This window comes from Streptomyces niveiscabiei, assembly GCF_001419795.1.
Classification (GTDB): Bacteria; Actinomycetota; Actinomycetes; order Streptomycetales; family Streptomycetaceae; genus Streptomyces; species Streptomyces niveiscabiei.
This window is the reverse complement of sequence record NZ_LIRL01001173.1, coordinates 1-1,186: the sequence shown is the minus strand read 5'-3', so window position 1 is coordinate 1,186 and position 1,186 is coordinate 1. Positions and strand designations below refer to the sequence as shown.

The 1,186-nt window shown below is 65.8% G+C and carries 1 protein-coding gene and 1 pseudogene; both read right to left on the bottom strand.

All coding sequences use genetic code 11. The features are described 5' to 3' along the window. Window positions 1-46: pseudogene (locus AOK24_RS51900) on the bottom strand (hypothetical protein); the annotation flags it as partial. Window positions 47-171: 125 nt separating this feature from the next. Then, window positions 172-1,023 (bottom strand): helix-turn-helix domain-containing protein, encoded by an 852-nt coding sequence (locus AOK24_RS41625; RefSeq protein WP_055725081.1) that lies wholly within the window; start codon window positions 1,021-1,023, stop codon window positions 172-174. Window positions 1,024-1,186 lie beyond the last annotated feature (163 nt).

The window sequence follows — 1,186 nt, the reverse complement described above, 5'->3', positions numbered from 1 at the left end:
TGTCGCGGACGGGGACGAGGGGGGGGAGGTTGGCGGCGATCTCTACGCAGTCGCCGCCTCTGGCGTTGCTGTAGCTCGGCTTGCGGCAGAGAACGGCGCCAAGGAAGGCGAGGCGGTCTCGACTTCGTCCCCGTCAGCGCCCTTGCTCCTCTTGCTGCGGCTGTACGCACGTCACGCTGGAAGCTTGCCGGCGCGGTAGTCCTCGGCCGCCTGTTCGATCATCTTCAGGGACGTCCTGGGGTCGTACGCGGCGGACCTGAGGCGGACGTACGCCTTCGAGTAGAGCTGCACGAGGTGGGGATCGTCGATCAGCTGGCCGCTGTACATGCCCTCCGTGTACATCACCGGAGGGGCGTCGGGGAAGGTCATGAACTTCGTCGAGCCCATCGCGAAGGGGACGATACCCGCGTTCCTCGGCATCACTTGGGGCTGGACCCGGCGTTTGCTCAACACCTCGACGACGTGGGCGAGTTGGTCCGCCATCTCGTTCGGCGGCAGAAGAGGGTCGCGCAGGACCGACTCATGCAGGACGAGCCAGCTCTCGGGTGAGTTCCTGTCCTCGTACAGCCAGGCCCGCTCGCGCCGGTCGGCGACCTTCGCGGCGAGAGACTCCTCGCTCTCGTTGGGGTGCGCCGCCAGCACCACCGCCCTGATGTACGGCTCCAGTTGAAGCGGCCCCGGAATCAGCATCGGCTCCCAGGCCGCCGTCTCCCGTGCACGTTTCTCCATCACGAGTACGTCGGTGAAGTACGCGGCGTGGCTCGACTTCCGCGCCTTCCTCACGTCCTCGCAGTTCCGCTCGAAGTACCCGTCCGTACCGAGCCGTTGGTCCACATGCCGCGCCAACTCGATCGGCATCGTCCGCTCCCCGCGCTCGATGTCGCTGAGGTACGTCCTGCCGAAGTAGCTCCCCTCAAGCAACTGATCCAGCGACATCCCCGCCTTCTCCCGCTTGAACCTCAACTCCTTGCCGTAGAAGGTCGGAACCCCCTGGGAACCGTCGATGTCCTTGCCTCGCCCCATGTTCCCCACTCCTTGACTGATCCTCCGCAGCGCGCCCTGCGGACCCAAAACCCCTTTCACGGTAGCGACCAACACGACACCCTGTGAGGCATTCGTCACACCCCGCACAGAAAGCGACTCCCCCACATGCCCGACACCTCCCCCTCCCCCAACGACATCCCCG